This window comes from Hoylesella nanceiensis DSM 19126 = JCM 15639, from assembly GCF_000379965.1.
Lineage (GTDB): Bacteria > Bacteroidota > Bacteroidia > Bacteroidales > Bacteroidaceae > Prevotella > Prevotella nanceiensis.
This window is the reverse complement of the sequence record NZ_KB904327.1, coordinates 457,759-480,883: the sequence shown is the minus strand read 5'-3', so window position 1 is coordinate 480,883 and position 23,125 is coordinate 457,759. Positions and strand designations below refer to the sequence as shown.

Below are 23,125 nucleotides of genomic sequence, written 5' to 3'. Positions count from 1 at the left end.
AGTTATCCTTTTCAGAGAAAAGAATAAGAGAGAAAGAGTTGAATAAAGAATAAAAGGGGAGAGATAGCTGTGTTTATTGCTATTGAGCAACATCCTTCTTGTTGACATCAATAGAATCATTAGCCTTCTTTTTACGTTTTCTGCCAAATAAATCACGCCAGCTACTGAACTCTTTCTTTATCAAAATACCAATGCCTTGTGTTGTTAAGCTATTCTTAGTGAAGTATCTATCGTTGGTTTGATTATAGATATTTACCGAGAATCCGCCTTTAGGAGTTAGTAAATAACGAATACTAAAGTCGCCGATAAAGTTGGTTGTGCTATTGATGTTGTCTCTATATCCAAACTGACCATTAATGAGTAGGCGGTCGTTTAATAGTCTTCCGCTTAATAAACCTTCATATTCAGCATTATTCCAACCATTATTTCCAGTTGAAATATTCGCTCCAAAGCTCCAATTAGAACTATTGATTACCGAATTTAATACCGAATTTATCTGCTGACTAATAGTTCCACTTAGAATACTTTGCATAGCAAGAGAAGCCTGACTCTGTTGTTCTATGTTGCTATTATCGGGTGCATTTGCTGTTTTCGTGTAGAATCTGCCTACTGCAAGCAAATATAATACTTGCTGATTCATTTCCTCTTCTCCATTGATAAGGCTGAATACCATTTGCTTTATGTCGCTATTAATAGTTGGCATATCGAGTCCAAAGTCGATTTTAGGACTCTCTGGAGTACCCGAAATGTTCATCAAACAATTTACCTTGATATTGTTTGATGAGAAAGAACGGCCTAATTTAAGCTCAGACAAGCTAACACTATTGAGCGTATAGACTGCCTTTAGGTTGAGAGCAGCAGCAAAAGGATCGCCTCCGAAGCTGATAACTCCACCTGGTTGGAATGTGAAATCTCTTTTAATTACATTCTGAATAGTAAGCTTGTACACACCTTCTTGAACAAGATAGTTACCAAATAGCTCAAAACCTCCTTTGTTATAATAAGATGCTCTCAATCCACCTTCACCCTTAAGAATAATATGATCGCCACTATTACTATCCATAATGAGTTTTACAGAGGCATCAGTTGTGCAGTTAACTGCAAAGTTTATATGGATATTGGTGGGTATGTCTTTGGGCTTAAAGATTTCCTTTTTGTAGATAGTTCTATTCTCTACAACAATAGAATCGTCTTCAAATGCAAGACTATCTTTATAAGTATTCCAGTGAATAAAGCTGTTATCACTGAGTGAGTTCTTGTTTGATACGTCGTAAACAAGGGTAGAGCCTTTTTCTGTTGTGCCGTTTACGTCAATCACAACCTCACCACTTTTTCCCTTTATGTTACAATCTCCTGTTACGAAAGCAGTTCCATAGAATGTATTTTCACCAAAAGTATGTGTGTCGTATGCAAGTAGTTTCTTTGCCTTTATACCAATATCATAAGTAAGATTGGTAAGGTTTTTATGATGAAGAGTTCCATTTACGATGCCGATATTGCCGTTTCGGTCGTAAATAGAGTCGTTTTCGAATCTAATTTCATTAGGAATAAAGGTTACAATGTCGTTCTTTAGATAATAAGTTGTATTTAAACTTGTGATATCTAAACTACCATTTGCCTCAATCTTTCCAGTTAAATTCAACATGTTTAAAGGCCCAGAAAGCTTTACTGAGCCTTTTCCTGTGGCGTTAACGTTCTTCATAAACGACTTAGTAAAGCTCTCAACAAATGCCAAATTGCTGTTTTGAGCATTGATATCTAAATCGATATAATTGCGCCTAGGCGACACATAGCCTTCAATAAGCGTGTTCTTGTTATCTGCTTCGTTTGCAATAGCGTCGATTTCAATTTGTTCTTCTTTTGAATTCCATAGAACATTAGCTGCTAAAGTTCCCATTGGACCGTTCTCGAAAGTAAACTGTTTGACATCACATGTGGCGAAACCTTCAGGTTTTGACGATAGAGCACCGCTTATAAATGCGTGTCCTGTAGCTTGACCTCCAAAGCTTACAGCAGTGAAGTTGACAAAGTTCAAAATATAATCAACATCAATATCGTTAAAATCAACTTGCAAAGACTCGTTTAAGCTCTTTGTAGCATTTCCGTTGATGTTAAGGTATTGCTCCTTATGACTTATTTTAAAGTTGTTGATAGCGAGCAAATCTTTACTATAATTAACTGTAGAAGGTTCAACGGTCCAAGTGCTATCGCCAATCATAATCGTTGACGGCTTGATGTTAATTGCAGCAGTTGAAATGCCATTACTATTCTTTAAAAAGCGTGTGTCGGCATTGATTTCACCTTTAAGTCTCTTATCTTGATTATTATTAAAAGAGAGTTGGGTGCTTAGTTGGTTGTGTATTGCAATAGCATTTAAGCCCAAGTCTAATTTAGTTCCTTGAGAGTTGACACTTGAGATATTTGTTTTTACGCATAAAGAATCGCCTGGAGAGGTGATGTTTAGCCAGCCTTCTTGATATTCTTTGCCTGCATAAACAAAGTTATTGGCTGTAAGTGTAAGATCAATATCTTGCTCTTTGTCGTTTACCTTTGCTGCAATAGTTATAGGGTGGGTTACATCTAAAGGTATATTAAAGAAGTGATTGAGCCAGTCTGCCTTATATAATGTGGCATTAATGGTGAAGTTATTCTTTGTAATTCCTTTAGATTTTGGTAGTCCCGGTATAGTAGAAAGGCGACTATTAATGAGGTTTAGAACACTAATATATAATGTCTGATATTGATAAAAACCTTCAATTTGAGCATCTGCAAAGTCTGAGTGTAGATTTACCACATGGGTGTTACCTTTGTTTTGGGCAGTGATATTGAATTCTTCGAGTGCATAATTCAACTTATCAGATACCATTTTAAAGTCTTTAAGGTCAATTCTACCATTGAGAGAATTAATGTCTTTTCCAGTGAAATTGGTAGAAAGAACAAAGCTAAAGTTTGTTTGTGGATACTTATTGGTTATCTTTAGCGCATTGATATTTACTTGATTGGCCTTTGCTTCGATATTAGCCATAAAGTTTTTAGGACTAATATTCATTCTACCATCAATATCTATATTTCCATTGGGGTCGTTCAATGCAAGTTTTCCATTAATGATGTCCTTTTCATAAGAGCCATTAACGGTGATGTTTTTATAAGAATAATTGTTGTAATCGAATAGGGGAACAACGCCTTTTAGACTTATCTTGCTGAGCTTATTGTTGTTGATTATTCCATTAAAGTCTAACTTTAAAGATATATTTCCAAATGTTTGATTATCTGTAAGTTCTTTAATGTTAATATTACTAGAGTTGATGTGTCCGTTAATATCTTTTCCATGGATACCTAAGTCTAGTAGAACATTACCTACATTTGTCTTGATATTTGCTCGAGTGGATAACTCTTTTCCATATCCACCCAGCTCTCCTGTATAAGAAACTGTACCTAATTGAGTGAGCCAATGAGGCTGTTCTTTTTGCGATGTTATAAGTTTATGAATGTAGCTGATGTGTGTTTGAGTGGCTATTAATTGAGGAATACTGATGAACCATTTTGGTTTTTTGAATCCACCTTTCACAAATATGCCTGCTTTAAGCTTCAAACCACCATCAGAAGAGTGTAGGGTAAAGTCTTTAATGTTGAGAGATGTAGAGGTTCCCTCAAAAGAAAAGGCGCCAATGTAATGATGATTTATCTTATTTAAGGTATTCTCAAAAGTGCTTAAATCATAAGGGTTTATATCAATCTTGTTAAATTTTCCATTGAAAGTGAGAGAAGGTAGCTCAATAGTTTTATCCTTAATGCGATAGAAGGCCATTATACTATCGGATTGAAGGGTAGAGTTGAGTAGTTGAACTTGTAATTTTTTAAGTTTTGCACTTTGTTTTCCTGCATCCAAACTCAGTTGAATATTCTTGAGATCAATACCGCTTTTTTCTTTTAATGCGAGTCGTTTTATATTGACATTTATCGAGTCATTGGTGAGAGTATTAAGTATAATATGTCCACTTAGATTGCTAATGTCAATGTGATTTGTATTAAATCTCTTTGGAGTATGAGGGGTGTTGAGAATGTTATAGTAAACTTTTCCATTTCGAATAATGATAGAATTGATCTTTAAGTCTAATGGAGTTTGATTTAAAGTATCTTTTGACGCAAGGCTATCTAAAACGAATTGAAAGTTAGCTTTTGCAGTATTGCTTTCTTTATAGAGATTAAATTTAGAACCAAAAAGCTGTATTGATGATATAATAATCTTTCCTTTGAAGATCGAAATAGGGTTGATCTTTACAGAAAGACGTGATGCTTTTAGAAGGTTTTGTTGTTTGTGGTCTTTAATGTAAAAGTTATCAATGATGATTCTGTTGAAGAATCCAAGGTCAACTCTTGTTACAACAACTTCGGTCCCTAATTTTTTGCTAACAGCTTGAGCTACAGTTGAGCCAATGAAAGATTGTACTATTGGTATGTGCAATAGTATTACAGAAAGTAAATATAGTCCAACTAGCGACCAAATTACAGTGTTTATTATCTTTCTAAGTCGTCTCAAATACCCCTAAAGAACTAAAAACCTGCACAAAATTACAATATTTATACAGGAAAGAGGAATAAAAGGGCTGTTTTCTTTCATTTCTATTTCTTTTTTAGTAAATTTGCACAGCCTATAAAAGAGTTATTAAATATTGTATATTTGATATTCTCTTTTCTAAAGGAAGAATCGATTTGATAAACTTTTTAGTCTATTAGTTATATAAAAATTTATGGCAAATGTAATTAAGTTACGTAAGGGCTTAGACATAAACCTAAAAGGCAAAGCGAAGGAAAGAAAAGATGTTTTGGGGATAAAAGGCGAGTATGCACTTGCTCCAAGCAGTTTTATTGGAGTACGTCCAAAAGTAGTTGTGCGCGAAGGTGATAATGTTAAGGTTGGAGATCCTTTATTTGTGAACAAAGATTTTGAAGATGTTGTATTTACTTCTCCAGTAAGTGGAACTGTAAAAGAAATCGTTCGAGGAGACAGACGTAAGGTTCTTTACGTTAAAGTTCTTGCTTCTGAAGCGCAGGAGTATAAAGAATTTGAGGTGAAAGGACATTCGAACTTCTCAGATGACGAGTTACTTACACTTTTATCTTCAGCAGGATTGTTGGGTTATATTACCCAATTACCTTATGGCGTGTCAACAAATGCATCAGTAAAGCCAAAATCTATTTTTGTTTCTGCATTCAGAGATATGCCTCTTTCTGCAGACTTCGAATTTGAATTAAAAGGTAATGAGAATGAGTTTCAAACAGGATTGACTGCTCTTTCACGTGTAGCTAAAACCTACTTGGGCGTTGGACGTCATCAGAAGAGTGAAGCTTTACTTGGTGCAAAAGATGTAGAAGTAAATATATTTGATGGGTCTTGTCCTGCAGGTAATGCTTCTGTTCAAGTAAATCATCTTGATCCTGTAAATAAAGGAGAAGTTGTTTGGATGGTAGATCCAATGGTTGTTGTTTTTATTGGTCGTTTATTGAATAAAGGAACACTTGACTTTACTCGCTTAGTTGCAGTTGCAGGTAGTATGATAAACGAACCTTCTTATGTTGAAACCATAACAGGAACTCCTTTGTCAGTTATTTTAAAGGACAGAATAGTTAAAGAACAACATGTTAGAATTATTGATGGTAATCCTCTAACTGGTGTAAAGAGCTGTGAAGAAGGTTATCTTGGAGCATTCTCTTCTGAAGTAACTGTAATCCCAGAAGGCGATGATAGTAATGAAATGTTTGGCTGGATACTTCCTCGTTTTAATCAATATTCTGCTAATAGAAGCTATTTTTCTTGGCTATTAGGCAAGAAAGAGTATGATTTAGATAGTAGAATAAAGGGCGGAGAGCGTCATATGATCATGAGTGGAGAGTATGATAAGGTTCTTCCTATGGATATTTTTGGAGAGTATCTCATAAAAGCTATCATTGCAGAAGATATAGATAAGATGGAACAACTTGGTATATACGAAGTAACTCCACAAGATTTTGCGCTTGCAGAGTTTGTTGATTCATCGAAACTAGAGCTTCAATCAATTGTTCGTAAGGGTTTAGATATGCTCCGAAAGGAAAATGCTTAAACCTTATTGTTAATAAATTTAGATTGTTTTATAATTAATATATTCTTATGTCTTTAAGAAATTATCTAGATAAGATAAAGCCATCTTTTGAGAAAGAAGGTAAACTTCATGCTTTCAAAAGTGTGTTTGAAGGATTGGAAACATTCCTATATGTTCCCAATGAGACTTCAAAAACAGGCGTTCATATTCATGATTCGATTGATTCAAAGCGAATCATGAGTTTTGTAGTGATTGCACTTCTGCCTGCATTATTATTTGGAATGTATAACGTTGGTTATTTCAATTATACATTATCAAATACTTATAATGATGCAAGTTTCTTCGAAGTATTTCTCTATGGTTTCCTTGCTGTAATGCCAAAGCTAGTTGTAAGTTATGCAGTTGGTTTGGGAATAGAGTTTGCTTGGGCACAATGGAAGAACGAAGAGATACAAGAAGGATTCCTAGTTACAGGTATATTGGTTCCTTTAATTGTTCCAGTTAACTGTCCTTTGTGGACTCTTGCAATTGCAACGGCATTCTCTGTAATCATTTGTAAAGAGATATTTGGAGGAACAGGAATGAATATTTTCAACGTAGCGTTATGTATTCGTGCGTTCTTATTCTTCTCTTATCCTTCAACAATGACAGGAGATAGCGTTTGGGTATCTACCAATTCAATTTTAGGAGTAGGTAATAACCTTCCTGATTCGTTCACTGCTGCAACTCCTTTAGGCGAGTTAGCACAACATACACCTATTACTTATTCTATTTCTGATATGATAGTAGGATTCATTCCTGGCTCTATTGGAGAGACAAGTGTTATTGCAATTGCAATAGGTGCTATTATATTGTTGTGGACAGGTATCGCAAGTTGGAAAACAATGTTTAGTGTTTTCTTCGGAGGTATTGTGATGTCACTTCTTTTCAAGTCTTTAGGTATGACTTCAATAGAGTGGTATGAGCACCTAATCTTAGGTGGATTCTGCTTCGGAGCTGTATTTATGGCAACTGATCCTGTTACATCTGCACGAACAGAGACAGGAAAATACATCTTTGGTTTTATGATTGGAGCAATGACAATCATTATTCGTGTTATGAATCCAGGTTACCCTGAAGGAATGATGCTTTCTATATTATTCGGAAATATGTTTGCTCCTCTAATTGACTATTGCGTAGTTCAACGTAATATTGATAAGAGAATGAAACGTTTAAAAACAAAGAAATAAAGACATGGCAGAAGGAAATAAAAAGAGATTTGATACCAATTCAAACTCATACATTATTATATATTCTACAGTTCTTGTAGTTGTAGTAGCTTTCTTGTTGGCTCTTGTCTTCCAAGTATTTAAATCTCGACAAGATGCTAATGAGGCATTAGATAAGAAAAAGCAGATTCTTAACTCGTTAAATATACGTGATCTTTCAGACGAAGAAACCAACAAGGCGTATCATGATATTGTGTTGGGAGATAAGGTGATTGATACAAATGCTAAAGTGATTAGCAATGGCGAACAAGGAGGAGTAAAAGACGGTTTTAAACTCACTGGCGATGATTTCAAAAATGGTAAGCTTGCTCTTTTCGATTGTAATGTAAATGGTAAGAAAGTTTATGTTATTCCAGTATATGGAATGGGACTTTGGGGACCAATCAATGGTTATATTGCTGTAAACGATGATAAGTCAACCATTTATGGCGTATATTTTAATCACGCAAGTGAGACCGCTGGACTTGGAGCTGAAATCAAAGATAACGCTAATTGGCAGGCTTTATTTAAGAATAAGCACATCTTTGCGAATGATAGAAATACTGTAGCGTTATCTATTTCAAAGAAGATAGATCCAGAAAAGCAAGCTAATCAGGTTGATGCTGTTACAGGAGCAACCTTAACAATGAATGGTGTTACAGAAATGCTTCATGAAGGTTTAGGAGCGTATATTAAGTTCTTTAATGATAAAAAATAATAGATCATGTCATTATTTTCAAAACAAAACAAAGAAGTTTTATTCACACCGCTTAACCTAGATAATCCTATCTTGGTTCAGGTGTTGGGTATTTGTAGTGCTTTGGCTGTAACATCACAGTTAAAACCCGCAATTGTTATGGGATTAGCTGTTACAATCATCACTGCATTCTCAAATGTAATTATTTCAATAATGCGCAATACCATTCCAACACGAATAAGAATTATTGTTCAATTGGTGGTAGTTGCTGCACTTGTTACAATTGTAAGTCAAGTATTAAAAGCATTTGTTTACGACGTGAGTGTTGCCCTTTCAGTATATGTTGGATTGATTATTACCAACTGTATTCTTATGGGACGACTCGAAGCTTTCGCAATGATGAACAAGCCTTGGCCTAGCTTCCTAGATGGAATAGGAAACGGATTAGGTTATGCTTTGATATTAGTTATCGTTGGAGCTTTCCGTGAATTCTTTGGAAGAGGCTCTTTATTAGGTCTCCAAATAATTCCACAAGGAGTGTATGATGCAGGTTATTTAAATAATGGTATGATGACAATGCCAGCAATGGCGTTGATACTTTTAGGAGTAGTTATTTGGGTTCATCGTGCTTATTTTGATAAAGGAAGAAAGTAAAATGGAACATTTAATAAGTTTATTCTTTAGATCTATCTTCGTAGATAATATGATCTTCGCATTCTTTTTAGGAATGTGTTCATTCTTAGCGGTATCGAAGAACGTAAAAACCTCATTGGGATTAGGTCTTGCAGTTACATTCGTATTGTTTGTAACATTGCCAATTAACTATTTATTGCAAACAAAAGTATTAGGTCCCGACTTGCTTATCGAAGGCGCAGACTTAAGCTATTTAAGTTTTATTCTATTCATTGCAGTTATTGCAGGTATCACTCAATTAGTTGAAATGGCAGTAGAAAAGTATTCACCTTCATTGTATGCAGCTCTTGGAATCTTCCTTCCTTTGATTGCTGTAAACTGTGCAATCATGGGAGCTTCATTGTTTATGCAACAAAGAGTGAATATGGATGCATCAAATACTCAGGCAATTAAGAGTGTAGCAGATAGTATTGTGTATGCTATTGGTAGTGGACTTGGTTGGACACTTGCTATTACTTCTATGGGAGCTATTCGTGAAAAGATGCAATATAGCGATGTTCCTAAACCATTACAAGGACTTGGAATTACTTTCATTACCGTTGGTTTGATGGCATTAGCAATGATGTGTTTTAGTGGAATTAAGATTTAATTAAAAGAAGAAGAAAACTAATAAGTTATGAATCAAAGTTTTATTATTGTTAGCATTATTGTCTTTTTGGTTATTATTCTTCTATTAGTTGTTGTCTTATTGATAGCAAAGAAGTTCTTATCACCAAGTGGTAATGTTAAAATAAACATTAATGGAGAAAAGGAATTATCTGTGGAACAGGGAAATTCAGTAATGAATACACTGAATGAGAATGGTATATTCCTTCCTTCTGCGTGTGGAGGTAAAGCTAGTTGTGGACAATGTAAGCTTCAAGTTGTTGAGGGTGGAGGAGAGATTCTCGATTCTGAACGTTCTCATTTCACACGTAAAGAAATTAAAGATAATTGGCGCTTAGGTTGTCAATGTAAAGTAAAGAGCGACTTAAAGGTTAAAGTTCCCGAAAGTGTTATGGGTGTAAAAGAGTGGGAATGCACCGTTATTTCGAATAAGAACGTAAGTTCTTTCATTAAAGAGTTTATTGTTGAGCTTCCACCAGGAGAGCACATGGACTTTATTCCAGGTTCTTATGCACAGATAAAGATTCCTGCTTACGATTGCATTGATTACGATAAAGATTTCGATAAGAATGATATCGGGGAAGAGTATGTACCAGTTTGGGAGAACTTTAACATATTCTCTTTGAAAGCACATAATCCAGAAGATACTGTAAGAGCATACTCAATGGCGAACTATCCTGCAGAAGGTGATCGCATAACTCTAACAGTTCGTATTGCAACAACACCATTTAAACCACGTCCAGAAGTAGGCTTCCAAGATGTGCCAACAGGTATTGCAAGTTCTTATATCTTCTCTCGTAAGCCAGGGGATAAAGTTCTTATGAGTGGACCTTATGGTGATTTCCATCCTATTTTCAACTCAAAGAAAGAGATGATATGGGTTGGTGGTGGAGCAGGTATGGCTCCTTTGCGTGCCCAAATCATGCATATGCTTAAGACATTGCACACTCGTGACCGTGAAATGCACTACTTCTATGGTGCTCGTTCACTAAGTGAAGCATTCTTCTTAGAGGACTTCCATGCTCTAGAAAAAGAATATCCTAACTTCCATTTCCATTTAGCTTTAGACCGTCCAGACCCTAAAGCAGATGAAGCAGGAGTTCCTTATACAGCAGGATTTGTACACCAAGTGATGTATGAAACATATCTTAAAGATCACGATGCACCTGAAGATATTGAATATTACATGTGTGGTCCTGGTCCAATGTCTAAGGCAGTACAAGATATGTTGTATAGTATTGGTGTTGAACCTGAGAGCATTATGTTCGATAACTTCGGTTAATTGAAAATGAGAAAGATCTCGTTTGCAAGATAAACGAGAGTCACAGATAACGAAAGGTACAGTTTTTGTTGAGTAATTTCTTACTACAATGAATGCTGTACTTTTCTTTTTTTTGTCTATTTCTATCTTAACAATTTTCTAATAAATCTTTTCTTACCTTATTACATAATATATTTTGATAAATAGAGGTTTATTTTCTCATCATAAAAGCATTGTTGTTACATTGTAAAAGCAGTGTAATTGTACACTAAAAAGATAGCTTTTACATCGTGAAAGCATTGTTTTTGAAACCTAGTCAAATAGAAAGAAGTATTTATGTTATAAATAAAACATTGTCATCATCAATGATAGATAAGCCTAAAGAACCTTTGTTTATCGTAGTTATAGAATAAAAACAGCGTTTAAAATTTCTATAATCAGATTATTTATACTATATTTGTAGATTATAAAAAAGAGATACCTATGAGTCACAATAATAATCATTTGGTGATAATGGCAGGTGGCGTAGGCAGTAGGTTTTGGCCTATGAGCACTGCAGATGTACCTAAACAATTTATAGATGTATTAGGAGTTGGACGTACTTTAATACAATTGACAATCGATAGATTTAGTGGAATATGCCCAAAAGAAAATATTTGGGTTGTAACCAATCGTAAATATTTGTCATTAGTAAAGGAACAACTTCCTGAACTCAACGAGTCTAATATTTTGTTAGAACCTTGTCGTCGTAACACCGCACCATGTATTGCTTATGTAAGTTGGCGAATTAAGTCGCAAGATCCTAAAGCAAACATTGTTGTTGCACCAAGTGATGCTATTGTAACCGATGTAGATGAGTTTAGAAGAGTTATCACAGCATCTCTAAAATTTACGAGCGAAACCGACTCTATTGTAACTCTTGGAATGAAACCAACTCGTCCTGAAACTGGATATGGATACATTCAAGCAGATTTACGCCTAGGTTCCCCACTTAATAATGAAATCTTTAGAGTTGATTCTTTTCGTGAAAAACCCGATTTAGAAACAGCTACAGAGTATATTCAACATAATAACTATTTTTGGAATTCAGGTATATTTATTTGGAATGTAAGTACAATTGTCAATGCATTCCGTATTTATCAGCCTGCGATGAGCAAGATTTTTGAAGGAATGTTACCCATCTATGGAACTGAAAAAGAGCAAGAAGAGATCGACAGACGTTATCCTGAATGTGAGAATATATCTGTGGATTATGCTATTATGGAGAAAGTTGACGAAATATTTGTCTTCCCATCAGACTTTGGTTGGAGTGACCTTGGTACATGGGGATCACTACTTATGCACACAAAGAATGACCTATATGGAAATAGTTGCATAGGAAATAATATTAAGTTATTTGAATCTCGTAACTGTATCATTCACACAACACAAGCTAAGCAAGTAATTATTCAAGGCTTAGATGGATATATTGTGGCAGAACAAGATGGTAAATTATTAATATGTAAGATGTCTGAAGAGCAACGAATCAGACAGTTTCGTGATGAAAATTGATAGAAAGAAAGCAATGAATCAGAAGATAGCACTTATTACAGGCATTACTGGTCAAGATGGTTCTCATCTTGCAGAGTTCCTAATAGATAAAGGATATGAAGTTCATGGACTATTAAGAAGATCGTCATCTTTTAACACTGGTCGTATAGAACACTTGTATTTAGACGAATGGGTGAGAGATATGAAGCAGAAAAGACTCGTTAATTTGCATTGGGCAGATATGACAGACTCTTCTTCTTTGATTAGAATTATTGGCGAAATCCGTCCTACTGAAATCTATAATCTTGCAGCACAAAGCCATGTAAAGGTGTCTTTTGATGTGCCAGAATACACTGCGGATACCGATGCTATTGGTGTTTTACGCTTGTTAGAGGCTGTACGTATCTGTCAACTTGATAAAACTTGCCGTATATATCAGGCTTCTACATCTGAATTATATGGTAAAGTACAAGAAATTCCACAAAGAGAAACAACTCCATTCTATCCTCGTTCTCCTTATGCAGTAGCTAAATTATATGGCTATTGGATTGTAAAAAATTATAGAGAAAGCTATGGAATGTACTGTTGTAATGGTATATTATTCAATCATGAAGGTGAACGTAGAGGTGAAACTTTCGTAACTCGAAAGATAACTCTTGCTGCTTCACGCATCGCAAAGGGCTATCAAGATAAACTATATTTAGGTAATTTAGATGCAAGACGTGACTGGGGATATGCTAAAGACTATGTGGAATGTATGTGGTTGATGCTCCAACAGCCTGAAGCAGACGACTTTGTGATTGCAACAGGAGAGATGCATACCGTGCGAGAGTTCTGCGATTTAGCTTTTAAAGAAGCAGGAATAGAACTTCGTTGGGAAGGAAGTGGAGTAGAAGAACGTGGTATTGATGTCGCAACTAATCGTGTGTTGGTTGAAGTAGACCCTAAATATTTCCGTCCATGTGAGGTAGAACAGCTCTTAGGAGACCCTTCTAAAGCAAAAGAAAAGCTTGGTTGGAATCCAACAAAGACATCATTTAAAGAGTTAGTTCGATTGATGGTGCAACACGATTTGGAGTATGTTGATAAATTACACCATAAAGATTAAACTCTAATAATATCGTAAGTATGCTATCGAAAGATACCAAAATATATGTTGCAGGACACAGAGGACTGGTTGGTTCGGCTATTTGGAAGAACCTAAAGAATAGAGGTTATCATAATCTTATTGGTAAAACACACTCTGAACTCGACTTAACAGACCAAAATAGCGTTGCTTCTTTCTTTGAAAAGGAACGTCCCGAGGTGGTAGTTCTTGCCGCTGCATTTGTTGGAGGCATTATGGCTAACTCTATATATCGTGCTGATTTCATTATGCAAAATATGCAAATGCAGTGCAATGTAATAGGGCAGGCCTATAAACATGGCGTGAAAAAACTCTTGTTTTTGGGCTCAACATGTATCTATCCCAAAGCAGCTCCACAGCCAATAACTGAAGAATCGTTATTAACAGGACCGCTTGAATATACTAATGAGGAGTATGCTATTGCAAAAATTGCGGGCTTAAAGATGTGCGAAAGCTATAACTTGCAATATGGAACCAATTATATTGCAGTGATGCCAACGAATCTTTATGGTCCAAACGATAACTTTCATTTAGAGAATAGTCATGTTATGCCTGCAATGATGCGTAAGATTTATCTTGCAAAACTTGTTCATGAAAATGATTGGAACTCGATAAAACAAGACTTAAATCTACGCCCTGTAGTTGGAGTTAATGGTGAATGTGATAAAAATGTGATTTTATCTACATTAGAAAAGTATGGCATTTCTGATAATAAAGTTGAGCTTTGGGGTACTGGAACACCTTTGCGTGAGTTCTTATGGAGCGAAGATATGGCCGATGCTTGTGTGCATTTGCTATTGAATGTCGACTTTAAAGATATAATAGGGATAGACAAATATTCTTCTGTTTGTTATGGTTCAAAGACTGATGGTGCTGTAGATAGAAACGAAAGTGTGGGTAGAGGAGGAGCAATACCATCTCTAGGAGAAATTAGAAACTGCCATATTAATATCGGAACAGGTAAAGAAATAACAATAAAAGACTTAGCTTTCTTGGTTAAGAAAGTTATTGATTTTAGTGGAGAGATTTGCTTTGACGCTTCAAAACCTGATGGTACACCACGCAAGTTGATTAGTGTTGAAAAGCTAAATGCACTTGGTTGGCGCCATAGTGTAGAGATTGAAGAAGGTGTTCAACGTTTATTCGATTGGTATAAGGAAAGCTTAAACAAAGTATAGAAGCTTTATTAGCATCTTAGTTCTCAATAGATTATATTTCGATTCCGAATATATTAAAGTAAGAAGTCGCTCATTTTGAAATTCAAATATGAGCGACTTCTTTCTTATTTCTTTGTAAAGGACGATTAATGATTAAATAGCTTGAATTCAAATATCAATCGTTCTGTTTTCTTTCAACTAAACTTCTTTCTTCTTATTCTTTACTATTCTCTTTACTAAGAAGAAGAGAATGGCAATAACAGCGATACCAAGAATGATGAATTTGATATATTCTCCGTATTCCATTATCTTCTCATGAAGTTGCTCTTGAGGTACTATTGAATGAAGATACCAACCCATTGCAGCTAGAATAGAGTGCCAAACAGTTGCTCCAATGGTTGTGTAAAGAAAGAATTTCCAATAGTTCATTCGTGTGAGTCCTGCAGGAATAGATATCAAGTGTCTAATACCTGGAATTAAACGACCTGTTATTGTAGCTGCTTTTCCATTCTTATCAAAGTATTTTTCACTCTTTTCTACCTTCTCTTGGTTAAGCAAACACATCTTGCCCCACTTGCTATTAGCAAAGCGATAGATAACAGGTCTTCCTAAATAGTAGCCTGCAATGTAGTTAATTGATGCACCAACATTTGCTCCAAGTGTTGCGAATAAGATAACAAGCCATACGTTTAGCTCTCCAGAAGCAGCTTTATAGGCTGCAGGAGACACTACAAACTCAGACGGAACAGGAATAACTGTACTTTCAAGAAGCATTAAAAAGAAGATAGTTCCATAATTTAAATGCTCTAAAAGCGTGTTAAGCAGTTCCGGAAAGTTTCTTATTTGGTCTATTATACTTGTGAACCAATCCATTATTTCCTATCCTTTATTTTGTTTAGCCCATGTATCTTTCAAACCAACAGTTTTGTTAAAGATTGGTTGTTCATTTGTAGAATCGAGGTCTTTCATAAAGTATCCAATTCTTTGGAACTGCAAATATTGTCCTGGTTGCATATCTGCTGCATAATCTTCGATATAACAATCGGTTAGAACAGTCTTGCTTTCAGGATTCAATAGCTCTCTGAAATCTCTCTCATCTGCCGATGGGTTTTCTACATTAAATAATCTATCGTATATTCTAACCTCTGCTTTCTTGCATTGATCTGCTGACACCCAGTGTAGAGTTCCTTTGACTTTACGGTTCGCTCCCTCAAGTCCACTCTTGCTTGTTGGGTCATATTCAGCTTGAATTTCAACGATATTGCCTTCAGCATCTTTTGTACATCCAGTACATTTAACGATATAAGCATTCTTTAAGCGTACCTCTTTGCCTGGTGACATACGGAAGAATTTCTTTGGTGCGTCTTCCATAAAGTCTTCTCTTTCAATCCATAAGTTCTTTGAGAAGGCAATAGTATGAGTCTTACTGTTTTTGTCTTCAGGATTATCTACTGCCTCTAATTGCTCTATTTCACCTTCAGGATAGTTAGTGATAACTAGCTTTACAGGGTTAAGTACAGCAGAAACACGAATTGCTTTCTTGTTCAAATCATCTCTAACAGCAGCCTCTAATAGTGCCATGTCATTGAGAGCGTCGAACTTAGTGTATCCAATAGAATCGATAAAGTTACGTATACTTTCAGGAGAATAGCCTCTTCTGCGCATTCCACACAATGTAGGCATACGTGGATCGTCCCATCCTGACACTAGATTTTCTTCGACTAAAGCAAGGAGTTTGCGCTTACTCATCATTGTATAGGTGAGGTTCAAGCGGTTAAACTCAATCTGTCGAGGACGATTATCATGTAGGTTGTCCATTTGATTGTCTTTTTCTTTCAAGAAATCAACAAACTTATCGTATAATGGACGATGAGGAACAAACTCAAGAGTACATATAGAATGAGTTACACCTTCAAAGTAATCGCTTTGTCCATGTGCGAAATCATACATTGGATATGCATTCCATTTGGTTCCAGTTCTATGGTGTGGAGTATGTATTATACGATAAATAATAGGATCACGGAAGTGCATATTAGAGTTAGCCATATCTAGTTTAGCACGCAATACCATGCTACCTTCAACTGCTTCAGGAGTGTTCATTGCTCTAAAAAGTGCCAAACTCTCTTCGATAGGGCGATCTCTATAAGGAGAATTAACACCTGGAGTTGTTGGAGTTCCCTTTTGTTTTGCTATTTCTTCTGCGCTTTGTTCATCGATATAAGCAAGTCCTTTATTGATGAGCCATTCTGCAAAATCCCATAATTTTTCAAAATAATCCGATGCATAATAAATGTTTTCCCATTTAAAGCCCAACCATTTAATGTCGTTAAGAATATTGTCTACATATTCATTATTCTCTTTACTTGGGTTGGTATCATCGAATCTTAGGTTACAAATACCTTTATATTTCTCTGCAGCACCAAAGTCCATACAAATCGCTTTGGCGTGTCCTATGTGAAGATAACCATTTGGTTCGGGTGGAAAACGTGTTTGAATTCTACCTCCGTTCTTACCTTCTGCAAGGTCTTGTTCAATCAATTGCTCTACAAAACTTAAAGTTTTCTTTTCTTCTGTATTGTTACCTTCTAATGTTGTCATAACTTTATGATGTTAATTATGCGTGCAAAGATACTTAAAATAGGGTGAAGAACAAAGCAATAAAAGAGGTTTTATTACATTATTAATGCACTTTATTTAATTTGTTTTATGCTATTGTAGTTTTCATCACATTTAGATACTGATCCAATTAAATATATTTTATTTTTTGTTCTTTTCTAAATGCCTATTAAAGGCTTTTCTTTTTAGCAATAATTATATATAACTATGGCTTGCCTTTACGTTTGATAAGCGTGATTTTAATATTTCTTTTTAATGTAAAAAGATAATTATCTTTCTGAAATATTTGGTCTTTTACACTAAAAAGATTATCTTTGTACACGTTATCCTGAATACAATCTTTTTACCTTTAAAAGACTAATACCTATTGGTTTAAATGCCTAGCTCTGTGAAGAGTTGGGCATTCTTAGTATATATAGGTTGAGTTTGCATTGCAAAGTTTTAAACTATTCTTCGCTTTACTGTTAAAATATAAAACATATTAACGTTTGATTACAAATTAGATGTAAATAAAACACAAATTATCGACAAACATTTTGGCTGCATTATTCAATGTTAAGAGGATTAATTTGTCTGAAAGATTATACTAAATAGGTATCTTAATGAAATGGAGTTTCTAAGAGATTATATTCCAAAATTTGATTATTCTACTTAAATTTATAACTCTGTAAGTTCTTAATATATAATATGTTGAGTGAAAGTTCTTTAGATCTTAAATGTAGTAGATTTGAAGTTATTTGATAAAGGAACAGCTGTCCTATTTTAAAAGCTATGCTTTTGTGATGTAATAAAAATGCTTTTACAATGTAATCTCAATGCTATTAGCATGTAAAAGAATTGCTTTTAGAGTAGAAGATATAGTTTTTTATTAAGCAATAAATCTTATTCTAGAATACTAGAAAAGTTTTTTAGGTGTATGAAGTTAATAAAAGTAGAAGATATATTATATCCTTTGCGGGGTAAAAGTATTCTAAAAAGGGTGTGAGTTGTGACTTAGATAGGGGGTAAAGGAATTGAATTCTAAGGATAAAGTATGTTGATCTAAAAGCGGATAGGAGAGTGGGAAGAGTGTAACAAGAAACGAGCAATATAAAATAGTTTATCCATTGCTAGATATTTGTATTTTATATTGCTCGTATTTGATGATGTTTTATCATCTATTATATTTGAGTTATTTCTTAGAAAGTAGGTCTTTTAAGTATTTTCCTGTGATACTTTCTTTTGATTTTACAAGGTTTTCTGGAGTTCCTTGGAATACAAGTTTACCGCCTTTATCGCCTCCTTCAGGTCCCAAATCGATGATATAGTCTGCACATTTCGCTACTTCTAGGTTGTGTTCAATTACAAGTATACTGTGACCACGTGCTATTAGTGCATCAAAAGCAGCCAAAAGCTTTTTAATATCATTGATATGAAGTCCTGTTGTGGGCTCATCGAAGATAAACATCGTAGGTTCTTGTTTCTCGAGTCCTATGAAATAAGCTAATTTTACACGCTGACTTTCACCTCCAGACAATGTAGATGAGCTTTGACCTAGCTTGATATATCCTAGTCCAACATCTTCTAAAGGCTTTAATTTATTTACAACTGACTTTTGTTTGTGTTGTGTAAAGAATTCAATCGCTTCAGAAACAGTTAAATTTAGAATATCATTTATATTCTTTCCATCTACCATAACTGATAGAATATCTTGCTTAAAGCGTTGTCCATGACATGCATCACACTCTAAAACAAGGTCTGCCATAAACTGCATTTCAACGGTAATAACACCCGCTCCTTTACATTCTTCACATCTTCCACCATCTGCATTGAATGAGAAATATTGTGGAGAGAAGCCCATTTGCTTTGCCAATGGTTGTTCTGCAAATAGCTGTCGAATGGCATCATAAGCCTTGACGTAGGTTGCAGGGTTAGATCTTGAACTCTTTCCAATAGGGTTTTGGTCTACAAACTCAACGTGTTTAATACTTTCCCAATCTCCTTTTAGCTCGTTATACTCGCCTGGTAGGTCTGCAGTTTCATCTAAATGACGCTTCAAAGCAGGATATAATGTTCCTTTAATTAACGACGATTTACCCGAACCACTCACACCTGTTACAACAGTAAAGGTATTTAGTGGAATTTCAATATCAACTCCTTTCAAGTTGTTCATTCGTGCTCCTGTAAGTAAAATAGATTGATTCCATGCTCTTCTTGATGCGGGAGTTGAAATCTTTTCTACACCTTTTAAATACTTAAGGGTATGAGAATGAGGGTATTTCTGAACTAATTCATTGGTATTTCCATCGAGAATAACCTTTAACTCATCGTTAAATACGATCTCACCACCTAGTCTTCCTGCGTTAGGACCAACGTCAATAAGATGATCAGCAGCGTTAATCATATCAGAATCGTGCTCAACAACAATCACAGTATTGCCTAATGATTGTAGTTCTTTTAGTACTTTGATGAGTCTTTCGGTATCTCTTGTGTGCAAACCAATACTTGGTTCGTCTAGAATATATAGCGAACCAACGAGTGAACTGCCAAGAGATGTGGTGAGATTGATGCGTTGACTTTCTCCACCACTTAGTGAATTAGATGCTCTATTGAGTGTTAAATAACCTAATCCCACATCTCTTAAGAACGAAAGTCTATTCTTTATTTCTATGAGAAGACGTCTTCCGATGGCTTGTTCTTGCTCAGTTAGCTCTAAATGGTTAAACCATTCGATAAGATTTGCAATGGGCATTTGGACTAAGTCTGTGATACTCATTCCATTTATCTTTACCCAATTTGCCTCTTTCTTTAAGCGAGTGCCATGGCATTCGGGGCATGTTGTCTTGCCAGAGAAACGACTTATCATAAAACGACTTTGCATTTTATATATGCTTTCCTTAAGAACTAGGAATAAAGCGTTGATGCATATACGTTCTTTTAATGGTAAGTGTTGTTCTGAAGGCAATCCGTTCCAAAGTTGATATTTTTGCTCTTGTGATAGAGCATAGTAGGGTTCGAATATCGGAAAGTTATCTTTTGGAGCTCTTCTAATAAACTCGTCTTTCCAAATTCCAACCTTTTCGCCTCTCCAAGGCTGCACACATCCGTCGTAAACGCTTAAAGAAGTTTTGGGAATGACCAACTTTTCGTCTATACCTATAATGTTTCCAAACCCCTCACACTTAGGGCATGCGCCCAAAGGAGAGTTGAATGAGAACATATTATTATTGGGTTCTTCGAATGTTATGCCATCTTCTTCAAATACAGTAGAGAACTGATAGATGATATTTGATGGTAACATCATGACCAAGCAAGTTCCGTTTCCTTCGTATAATGCTGTTTCTATTGAATCAGTTGCACGAGAAACGAACTCTTGATCATCGCTTTTTGAAAGTCTATCGATTAAAAGTGCAATCTTATCAACAGGGATATTGTTTAGCAAACTAGTATCTTCTAGAACATCATCTATGCGATAAAACTCGTCATTACACCATATTCTGCTATATCCTTCCTGCTGTAATAGTCCCAATTGGCTCGTTAATTCTTTTCCTTTATCTTGTTGAAAGGGAGCCATAATGGTAAACTTTGTACCATTAGAAAATGATGAAATCTTATTTAAAATATCATCTATTGTATGCTTTTTTACTTCCTTTCCACTGACAGGAGAGAAGGTTTTGCCTATTCGGGCATATAGAAGTCGAAGGTATTCATATATCTCTGTTGATGTACCTACAGTACTTCTTGGGTTTCTTGAATTAACTTTTTGCTCAATTGCAATAGCTGGTGGGAGTCCTTTTATATAGTCAATATCAGGCTTACTCATTCTACCTAAGAACTGTCTAGCATAAGATGACAATGATTCTACATATCTTCTTTGTCCTTCTGCATATAAAGTATCAAAGGCAAGTGATGACTTTCCTGACCCAGAAACACCCGATATAACGATGAATTTGTTTCTAGGTATATTAATACTCACGTTCTTTAGGTTATTAACACGAGCTCCTTTTAATTCGATATAGTTGTTCATTCTTATGAATTCATTGACAATAAGAATTCTTCGTTGTCGTGAGTTGTGGTCATTCTGTTATGTATTGAATTCATAGCTTCAATAGGATTCATATCAGAAATGTACTTACGAAGAATCCACATTCTATCAAGTGTTGTTCTATCTTGTAGTAAATCATCACGTCTAGTGCTTGATGCAACAAGGTTAACTGCAGGGAATATGCGTTTATTTGATAGTGATCTATCAAGTTGAAGTTCCATATTTCCAGTACCTTTAAACTCTTCAAAGATAACTTCATCCATCTTACTTCCAGTGTCAATCAATGCAGTTGCGATGATAGTTAATGAGCCTCCGCCTTCGATATTACGTGCTGCACCGAAGAAACGCTTAGGCTTTTGAAGTGCATTTGCATCGACACCACCAGTTAATACCTTTCCAGAAGCAGGTGAAACTGTATTGTATGCTCGTGCCAAACGAGTGATAGAATCTAGAAATATCACTACGTCATGACCGCATTCAACCATTCTTTTAGCCTTTTCTAGTACGATACCAGCAATCTTTACATGTCTTTCTGCAGGTTCATCGAATGTAGATGCGATTACTTCAGCATTGACAGTGCGAGCCATATCGGTAACTTCTTCAGGGCGTTCGTCAATTAATAGCATCATTAAGTATGCTTCTGGGTGATTAGCTGCAATGGCATTAGCAATATCTTTCATTAATATTGTCTTACCAGTCTTAGGTTGTGCAACTATAAGAGCACGTTGTCCTTTTCCTATTGGAGAGAAAAGATCAACTATTCTAGTACTTAAATTGGTTGTACTTCTATCGCCACAAAGATCGAATTTCTCATCTGGAAAGAGTGGAGTGAGGTGCTCAAATGATATTCTATCACGCACTTCAGAAGGGTTTCTACCATTAATCTTATCGATACTTGTTAGTGGAAAGTACTTTTCTCCATCGTGTGGAGGACGTACATGGCAGTAAACTACATCGCCAGTCTTTAGTCCATAGCGCTTAATAAATGATGTTGCAACATATATATCATCAGGAGATGAAAGATAGTTGTAATCACTAGAGCGCAAGAAACCATATCCATCAGGCATTATTTCTAATACTCCTGATGAAGTAATGATATCTGAAAAGTCGTAACTTTGTTGTGGTTCTTCAATCAAGTTTGCTGTAGGTGCAATAGAACTTGCTGCAAGTGGAGTAGTAGGATTATCGAAAATGTCGTATGTAGGCATTGCACCTTGATCTTCGATAGGTATGTCTACCACTGTAATAAAATCAGTTCCGTCTCCTGGATCACCTTCCCAAACACCCTCAGGGAATACCTCTTGGGGTGCTTCTTGTGCTTCATTATGAGAGTTTATCTTCTCTTGAAGCTGTTGAATAAGTGTATTATCTTGATTGAGTGCTTCTGAATCGCTTGGTAATTCATTTGCAGAGAATGCTGCTTCAGGTACAAAATTTTCTTCAGAAACGGTGGGTTCTTCCTGAATTGTTGTAGGAGTTTCAACCTCAGGAGTAGCTTCTTGTGCTACAGGTTCTTGTTCTTGAGCTTCTTGTTCCTTTAATTTTTTCTCCTCTTCTTGCTTCTCTATTTGTGCAAGAAGCTCAAGTTCTTTCTTTGTTTTACGTCCTCTATGCTTAGGAATCTTTGCAAGTTGTTCTTCGGCAGTTATTTCTTTATCGCTAGTAGAGGTTGTTGTTGATTCATTTTCTGCTTTCTTTTCTTTAAATAAAGAAGGTTGTTCTACTGATTTTTTATTTTTCTTTACATCAAAGTTTTCGCCTTCTTTTCCGTTAACAGAATAAACTCGATCGGTTTCTTTCTTTGCTATTCTTGTTCTTTTTCTTGTTGTTCCCAAAGGATTTTTATTACCTTCGACAACTGCTTGACGGTCTAGAATAGCGTAAATAATTTCTTCATGGTTGAAATCCGACTTGATTTCGGCACCTATTTCTTTAGCTATATCCTCGAGCTGAGATATACTTTTGGATGTTAATATGTCTTTACTATACATCTGTATATATAAAATGTTGTTGAAATAAAAAATGTTTCCTGGATAGAAACATGTGTTGTTAAAATGTAGATGCAAAGTTATAAAAAATCATTGTAAA

14 protein-coding genes are annotated in these 23,125 nt (G+C 35.4%); 9 read left to right on the top strand and 5 right to left on the bottom strand.

The window, feature by feature from the left end:
- Positions 1-79: 79 nt before the first annotated feature.
- Positions 80-4,522, bottom strand: a complete 4,443-nt coding sequence (locus A3GM_RS0102000) for a translocation/assembly module TamB domain-containing protein (protein ID WP_479691181.1) — start codon at positions 4,520-4,522, stop codon at positions 80-82.
- A gap of 229 nt (positions 4,523-4,751) precedes the next feature.
- Between A3GM_RS0102000 and A3GM_RS0101995 the strand changes: the two genes are divergently transcribed.
- The 9 genes from A3GM_RS0101995 to A3GM_RS0101955 all read left to right on the top strand — a co-directional run bounded on the left by A3GM_RS0101995 (position 4,752) and on the right by A3GM_RS0101955 (position 14,418).
- Positions 4,752-6,101: a Na(+)-translocating NADH-quinone reductase subunit A gene (locus A3GM_RS0101995; protein WP_018361712.1), complete on the top strand. Its 1,350-nt coding sequence runs from the start codon at positions 4,752-4,754 to the stop codon at positions 6,099-6,101.
- A 47-nt stretch (positions 6,102-6,148) separates the two neighbouring features.
- Positions 6,149-7,309, top strand: a complete 1,161-nt coding sequence (locus A3GM_RS0101990) for an NADH:ubiquinone reductase (Na(+)-transporting) subunit B (RefSeq protein WP_018361711.1) — start codon at positions 6,149-6,151, stop codon at positions 7,307-7,309.
- 4 nt (positions 7,310-7,313) lie between these two features.
- On the top strand, positions 7,314-8,045 hold the full coding sequence (gene nqrC, locus A3GM_RS0101985) for an NADH:ubiquinone reductase (Na(+)-transporting) subunit C (RefSeq protein WP_018361710.1): 732 nt from the start codon (positions 7,314-7,316) through the stop codon (positions 8,043-8,045).
- Positions 8,046-8,051: 6 nt separating this feature from the next.
- Entirely contained in the window at positions 8,052-8,678 is a 627-nt protein-coding gene (locus tag A3GM_RS0101980; RefSeq protein WP_018361709.1) for an NADH:ubiquinone reductase (Na(+)-transporting) subunit D, read from the top strand.
- Between the two features lies 1 nt (position 8,679).
- The gene (gene nqrE / locus A3GM_RS0101975; protein WP_018361708.1) at positions 8,680-9,306 is read left to right on the top strand and encodes an NADH:ubiquinone reductase (Na(+)-transporting) subunit E; all 627 of its coding nucleotides are present in this window, start codon (positions 8,680-8,682) and stop codon (positions 9,304-9,306) included.
- Positions 9,307-9,333: 27 nt separating this feature from the next.
- Complete coding sequence (gene nqrF, locus A3GM_RS0101970) at positions 9,334-10,605, top strand: NADH:ubiquinone reductase (Na(+)-transporting) subunit F (RefSeq protein WP_018361707.1); 1,272 nt, start codon at positions 9,334-9,336, stop codon at positions 10,603-10,605.
- A 462-nt stretch (positions 10,606-11,067) separates the two neighbouring features.
- Positions 11,068-12,135 (top strand): mannose-1-phosphate guanylyltransferase, encoded by a 1,068-nt coding sequence (locus A3GM_RS0101965; protein ID WP_018361706.1) that lies wholly within the window; start codon positions 11,068-11,070, stop codon positions 12,133-12,135.
- A 13-nt stretch (positions 12,136-12,148) separates the two neighbouring features.
- Entirely contained in the window at positions 12,149-13,222 is a 1,074-nt protein-coding gene (gene gmd / locus A3GM_RS0101960) for a GDP-mannose 4,6-dehydratase (protein WP_025829697.1), read from the top strand.
- Between the two features lie 20 nt (positions 13,223-13,242).
- On the top strand, positions 13,243-14,418 hold the full coding sequence (locus A3GM_RS0101955; protein WP_018361704.1) for a GDP-L-fucose synthase family protein: 1,176 nt from the start codon (positions 13,243-13,245) through the stop codon (positions 14,416-14,418).
- Positions 14,419-14,595: 177 nt separating this feature from the next.
- On the opposite strand, the gene A3GM_RS0101950 is transcribed toward A3GM_RS0101955, so the two are convergent.
- From A3GM_RS0101950 to rho, 4 genes are all read right to left on the bottom strand, one after another.
- Entirely contained in the window at positions 14,596-15,270 is a 675-nt protein-coding gene (locus A3GM_RS0101950; protein WP_018361703.1) for a DedA family protein, read from the bottom strand.
- A gap of 6 nt (positions 15,271-15,276) precedes the next feature.
- Positions 15,277-16,995, bottom strand: a complete 1,719-nt coding sequence (locus A3GM_RS0101945; RefSeq protein ID WP_018361702.1) for a glutamine--tRNA ligase/YqeY domain fusion protein — start codon at positions 16,993-16,995, stop codon at positions 15,277-15,279.
- 1,189 nt (positions 16,996-18,184) lie between these two features.
- On the bottom strand, positions 18,185-21,019 hold the full coding sequence (uvrA, locus tag A3GM_RS0101940; protein ID WP_018361701.1) for an excinuclease ABC subunit UvrA: 2,835 nt from the start codon (positions 21,017-21,019) through the stop codon (positions 18,185-18,187).
- Positions 21,020-21,021: 2 nt separating this feature from the next.
- The gene (gene rho / locus A3GM_RS0101935) at positions 21,022-23,028 is read right to left on the bottom strand and encodes a transcription termination factor Rho (protein ID WP_018361700.1); all 2,007 of its coding nucleotides are present in this window, start codon (positions 23,026-23,028) and stop codon (positions 21,022-21,024) included.
- Positions 23,029-23,125: the final 97 nt, after the last annotated feature.